The sequence below is a fragment of the uncultured Eudoraea sp. genome, assembly GCF_947258525.1.
Lineage (GTDB): Bacteria > Bacteroidota > Bacteroidia > Flavobacteriales > Flavobacteriaceae > Eudoraea.
The window spans coordinates 1-5,363 of record NZ_CAMYIP010000220.1 but is presented as its reverse complement, the minus strand read 5'-3'; the positions used below and the strand labels follow the sequence as shown (position 1 = coordinate 5,363).

Sequence of the window (5,363 nt, the reverse complement as noted above, 5' to 3'; positions counted from 1 at the left end):
CGGAGCAAGTTATATTAAAAGAAAAAAAGGTGGTTTAAGTAAGAAAAATAAATATTAATTATCTTTAAGGAAACTGGACTAGGGCTTTTCATAGGATACTTTGTTGGGCACAGTTTTTACCATAGTCTCACTTAATAGGTAATAACAAATTCTTTTTTTTTCGAGACATATCATGGAATGTATTTATGGTATCGCACTTTATCTCAACACGATGAATTTGAAAAAGCTGCAATACCTGTTGAATATATAAATGGAGACGTACTTCTCATCTCTGGAATAAAGGATCAAATTTGGCGTGCTACTTACATGTCTGAACAAATCATTTCAAGATTACATATCATAGAATTTGAATATTATTATGAACATATAGCCATTCAATTTGCTGGGCATGGTATTGCAGATCCACCTAGACACCCAAGGATGGGATTAACAGTTTGTGTACATGGCGTGGCGGTGTTAAGCCACCATGTATAGGTACTTGATGATCTCGACTTCATTTGTTAAGCTCAATTATTTTTACTATATTTGATATATCAAATATTGATAAGTATATTATGATTAGAGCAGAAGACACCATATTTTATTCGATTGAAAGGACGATTAAGGCTTATAGAAAACTTGCTCAATCCAAAATTAAGCAAGTTGATCCTCGTATTTCCGTAGATCAGTCATGGATGATAAAAGAGTTATTGGATAATCCTGACAGTTCTCAGGTAGATCTAGCAAACCTTTTATTCAAGGATGTTGCCTCAATTACTAGAATGATGGAGCTAATGGTTAAAAAGGGCTTTGTTCATAGGCGTGTAAATCCAGAAAATAGAAGGAGGAATCTCCTTGAAGTGTCAAAAAAAGGAAAAAGAGTAGTGGATAAAATTTCACCCGCCACGATAAAAAATAGAGAAAATGCTTTAAAGGGAATCTCCAAAAAAGAGCTTAAAGCTTGCAGAGCTGTCCTTGACAAAATTTTTAATAACTTATTTTCAAATGCATAACATGACGCATTTTCTGTTATCAAAACGTACATCATGAAAAAAACAGTTTTATTTTCTGTGATCTTCTTTGTGATCCTCTTTTTTGCAATGAAATGTGATTCCTCTTCATTTTCATCAAAAGAAATTAAATGGAAGTCCAACGGGACTGAACTATCAGGGACATTGTTACTGTCGGATAATCCAGCTAAAAGCTTAATCATACTTATCCATGGATCAGGGAACATAGACCGTACCAGCAGTTTGTATTCTGCTCACGCTAAAAAGTTAGCAAAAATGGGAGCAGCGGTTTTCTATTATGACAAACGCGGAGTTGGGGAGTCCAAAGGAGATTGGAAGAATGCCACGTTTAATGATTTGGCACTTGATGCCATAAAGGCGATTCCCAAATTATTGGAATACCCGGAAGTTGCAAATGCTAAGGTTGGATTCATGGGATTTAGCCAAGGGGGATGGATCAATCTTCTCGCCCATCAGCAGTATACCAAAACCTCTTTTTTGATTTCCATTTCAGGTTCAGTAAACACACCGGAAGATCAGGGAAGATATATTAATAAAAAAACGCTTGAAGGCTTAGGTTATGGTCAAGCGATTCACCAGATTGTTGATAGTATTGAAATGATCAATTCTAAAGTGTACAGGACCAATTCCGGTTGGAAAGAAGCTGAAAATTTTATAAAACCTTATAAAAGTGAACCATGGTTTAAAGATTTGGGACTAGGGTTACAATCGAAAGATTCCTGGAATTGGAAATGGTATGGAAATCTCCCTTCTGACTTCAACCCCAAAACCTACCTGGAGAAACTTGATATACCCCTTTTTGCGGCGCATGGTGGAAAAGATTTGTTGGTGGATGGAAATAACTCCTATCAATACTTAGAGAACCTGAAAGATCATGGAAAAAATATTACTAATTATTACGATGTTAACGGCAGGCATGGTTTGAGAGATAAAAAGACCCATTTAATTTTTTGGAAAAAGTCTTACTGGTCAGATGAATATTGGAATGCCATACAATCATGGTTGAGCGAAGAAGATTTGATCTGACCCCGCTGGCACAGTTTGTACAACAGTCTAAAGTATTATCATTAAATTTTTTTTTAGAAAGTGTAACAATATTAGTATAAGGTTTTCTGTAAAAGAAAACTATCTAAACATTTAAATAACTAACTATGAAAATCAGATTTTTATTCCCATTATTATTTGTTAGTTGTATGCAACCGTCTCCAGAAATTATTATTCCTGAAAAATACAACATTGGACAATTATTCGATTTTAAAGTAATAGGATTGGTGGCTAATGAAGAATATGAATTGGTTGCAAAGAAAAATGACAATTTCGATCGTGAATGGCTTTCTAAAGCAACGTTTAAAGCAGATGATTTCGGTCAAATTAATTTATCCAATAGTAGTCCGATTAAAGGGACTTATACTAGAAATGACCTATATGGTTTGTATTGGTCTATGACTATGACTGAAAAAATGAGCGATGATTGGGTCGCACCTGATCCCAAAGATTTCTCTACTATTGATATTTCATTAGTCAAGGAAAATGACACTATTAAAGCCATTTCTACTGTTCAATGGACTATTCCAGAAAGTGTTCAAACTGAACCCTTAAATGGCGATATTGTAGCAGAATTAATGAGACCGTTAAACTATAATCAAGAAATGCCTGCTATAATTTTATTAGGAGGATCTGGAGGAGGTTTATCATGGGCTAAAAGAATGGGAGCGCTTTTAGCTGACGAAGGATATGTAACTTTAGCATTAGCTTATTTTAATGCAGAAAATTTACCTCGACATTTAGCTCAATTACCATTAGAATATATCGATAGTGCAATTAATGAACTTACTAAAAAGGACTATATAGATGTAAATAGGATAGGTGTTTTGGGGTATTCAAAGGGAGCAGAACTAGCATTATTAATAGCTTCTCGTAATAGTGAAATAAAATGTGTAGCAGCCATTGCACCTGGATCAGCGGTATTCCAAGGATTCAAACCTCCCAAATACCCTGTATTATCATCGTGGTCACTTAATGGGGAAGACTTAGAGTTTGTTCCAAATGCTTATGACAAACGATTTTTTGAAACTTATGATGGTATGTATTTGTGGTATCGTACATTGTCTCAGCATGATGAAGTTGAAAAAGCCTCAATACCAGTTGAAAACATAAACGGAGATATTCTTCTCTTTTCTGGCGTAAAAGATAAAATCTGGCCCTCTACATATATGTCGGAACAAATCATTTCAAGACTGAACATTGCAAAATTTGAAAATAATTATGAACATATCGCCCTTCCTTTTGCAGGTCATGGTATTGCCGAACCACCTGGACACCCAACAACCTCATTATCCAGTCGTTTAGGAGGGACTGCTTATGGTAATGCTAAAGGCAGAGAAGTTGTATGGGAATCGTTAAAGAATTTTTTCAATAGATCACTTAATACGAATAAAAAAGCTTTGTGATCTAATTGTACCCAACGGTTAAGTATATGAAAAGTAGGCAGTTACGAAGCTCTAAACTTTCGGTTAAGCACAAAGTTTGATACGAGCCGAAAGCTTTGAATTTATTACTGTCCAGCCTATTTTTTATATACATTGTTGGCGGTAGTATTTGTTTCGTTATCCACTACTTTTTTATTTTCTTTAATGCTCCAAGATATTTGTTCTTAACGCCATTGTCTTCTTCTGCATCTGATAATTTTTCAACTTTTGGTAAAAGTGTTGCGTTATATTTAAGTTTTAATTTAAGAATTTCACCTAAAGCTAATGCACTTGCCCAACGCACAACTGTTCCATCCGATTTAGCATTTACCAATAAGTTATTTATGGTATTTGACAAATCAGAAGGAAATAACTTGGCAATGTTCCCTATTACTTTTGCACTTTCCCATTTTATTCTAGGTTCATCTTCTTTTAGTGCGTTTGTGACAAACAAGAACACAGCTTCATCTGCTATTTCAGGTTGTTTTTTTGTAGCATATTCTATTGATTCGATACAACTTCCTTTTATTGGCTTGGTTTGTTTTTCTGAAAAAGCTAATAGTTCATCTATGGGAAGCGTGCCCTCGAGAAGCCATTCTCCAATTTGCTTAACTTTGGCTTTGGCTTTAATAGTTTTATCTGTAAAGATTTGTTCAAGTGTCATAATTTCTAATTTTTTGTTTGCCAACGTTTAAGTTTAGGGATTCCTTTTGTGAAAAGTCCTGCTAGAAAACCAGGGAAACCCATTTCTTTCATTTTTCCTTTTGACAATTCTTGCATTTGTTCTACCGTCCAATCGGGTTGTTTAAACTGTCCGTTTTCAAAACAATAAGCGCAATACATTTTGCTAATACTATCATCAGCATTAGTTCCGCCACCGTTTGGCGATTTTTTAAGTGGCATCCCGCAACTTTGGCAATTTTTATAGGTTTGTTCCATTTATTTGTTTTTTTACAAAAATAGGTTCGGTGACTGACAGCCCTATGTCAGTGATTTTGTTTCTTTTTTTGAAATGGTCAAAATATATTCGTTTAAGTCGAAGTGGTTCGATTTTCTAAAGGATTCCATTGTGTTATTAAGTGCCTTTATTTGGTTTATTTTAAAATCTCTATATGATTTTCGTTTCGAACACCAAGCGATTAAATGCCATTGATTGCTATAAAAAGTAAGTCCAATTGGTTCGATTTCTCGTTGGCTTTTTTCTTGGTTATTGTTTAAATATTCTATATGTAGTATTTGTTTTTCGGTAATTGACTTTTGAATGACGGTTAAAAAATCAGTTGAATTATTTTCCGTTGGTGATTTGTATATTCTGATTTGAGATTGCAGAAAATCAATATCACTTTTATTTGAATTTCTAATAACAGCTTTGATTTTACTCATTGCGTTATCAACATGGTTTCTTGTTGTTTTGTCAGAGAATTTGTCGGCAAGTGATGTTATTAGAATTAATGAATTGGCTTCTTCACTTGTCAGTGAAACAGGTGGAAGGAAAAATCCTTGTAAAATTGTATAGCCCTTGTTTTCCTCAAAACTTATTGGAACTCCAATTTCGCCAAGTGCTTTTAAATCCCTATAAACTGTCCGCTCACTAATTTCATATTTGTCAGCTATGTGATTGACCGTTACAATTCTTTTTGATTGTAGAGTAGTTAATATTGCAACAAGTCTATCAATTCGGTTCATTTCTTTTTTGTCGGATTGTGTTATTTGTGTGAAGTTTGTTCATCTTACCGCCAACGTGTTGGCTATGATTTCATCCCGAGTCCTCGGGATGAATTATACACATTGTTGGCAGTAGTATTTTATTTATCAAGACTCAGTATGTCCTTAATTTATGTTGAATTCCTCTATTAATGAATTACCAATTACAACAATATCTTCT

At 34.3% G+C, this 5,363-nt stretch carries 7 protein-coding genes; 4 read left to right on the top strand and 3 right to left on the bottom strand.

What is annotated here, in order from left to right; genetic code table 11:
- The first annotated feature begins 177 nt into the window (after positions 1-177).
- The 4 genes from Q0X89_RS17130 to Q0X89_RS17115 all read left to right on the top strand — a co-directional run bounded on the left by Q0X89_RS17130 (position 178) and on the right by Q0X89_RS17115 (position 3,460).
- Positions 178-474, top strand: coding sequence for an acyl-CoA thioester hydrolase/BAAT C-terminal domain-containing protein (locus Q0X89_RS17130; RefSeq protein WP_297696457.1), 297 nt, complete (start codon positions 178-180; stop codon positions 472-474).
- A gap of 80 nt (positions 475-554) precedes the next feature.
- Complete coding sequence (locus tag Q0X89_RS17125) at positions 555-992, top strand: MarR family winged helix-turn-helix transcriptional regulator (RefSeq protein WP_297696455.1); 438 nt, start codon at positions 555-557, stop codon at positions 990-992.
- Between the two features lie 33 nt (positions 993-1,025).
- Positions 1,026-2,036, top strand: coding sequence for an alpha/beta fold hydrolase (locus Q0X89_RS17120; protein ID WP_297696453.1), 1,011 nt, complete (start codon positions 1,026-1,028; stop codon positions 2,034-2,036).
- Positions 2,037-2,161: 125 nt separating this feature from the next.
- Positions 2,162-3,460 carry an acyl-CoA thioester hydrolase/BAAT C-terminal domain-containing protein gene (locus Q0X89_RS17115; RefSeq protein ID WP_297696451.1) on the top strand — a complete coding sequence of 433 codons (1,299 nt, stop codon included), beginning with the start codon at positions 2,162-2,164 and terminating at the stop codon, positions 3,458-3,460.
- Positions 3,461-3,623: 163 nt separating this feature from the next.
- Here Q0X89_RS17115 and Q0X89_RS17110 read toward each other — a convergent pair whose 3' ends face one another.
- From Q0X89_RS17110 to Q0X89_RS17100, 3 genes are read right to left on the bottom strand one after another with little or no spacing between them, the layout of a single operon-like run.
- Positions 3,624-4,166: a hypothetical protein gene (locus Q0X89_RS17110; RefSeq protein ID WP_297696448.1), complete on the bottom strand. Its 543-nt coding sequence runs from the start codon at positions 4,164-4,166 to the stop codon at positions 3,624-3,626.
- The gene (locus Q0X89_RS17105; RefSeq protein ID WP_297696446.1) at positions 4,148-4,417 is read right to left on the bottom strand and encodes a zinc ribbon domain-containing protein; all 270 of its coding nucleotides are present in this window, start codon (positions 4,415-4,417) and stop codon (positions 4,148-4,150) included. Before Q0X89_RS17105 ends, Q0X89_RS17110 begins: the two co-directional genes overlap by 19 nt.
- A 42-nt stretch (positions 4,418-4,459) precedes the next feature.
- A complete protein-coding gene (locus tag Q0X89_RS17100; RefSeq protein ID WP_297696444.1) occupies positions 4,460-5,164 on the bottom strand; it encodes a YafY family protein in 705 nt (234 codons plus the stop codon).
- Positions 5,165-5,363 lie beyond the last annotated feature (199 nt).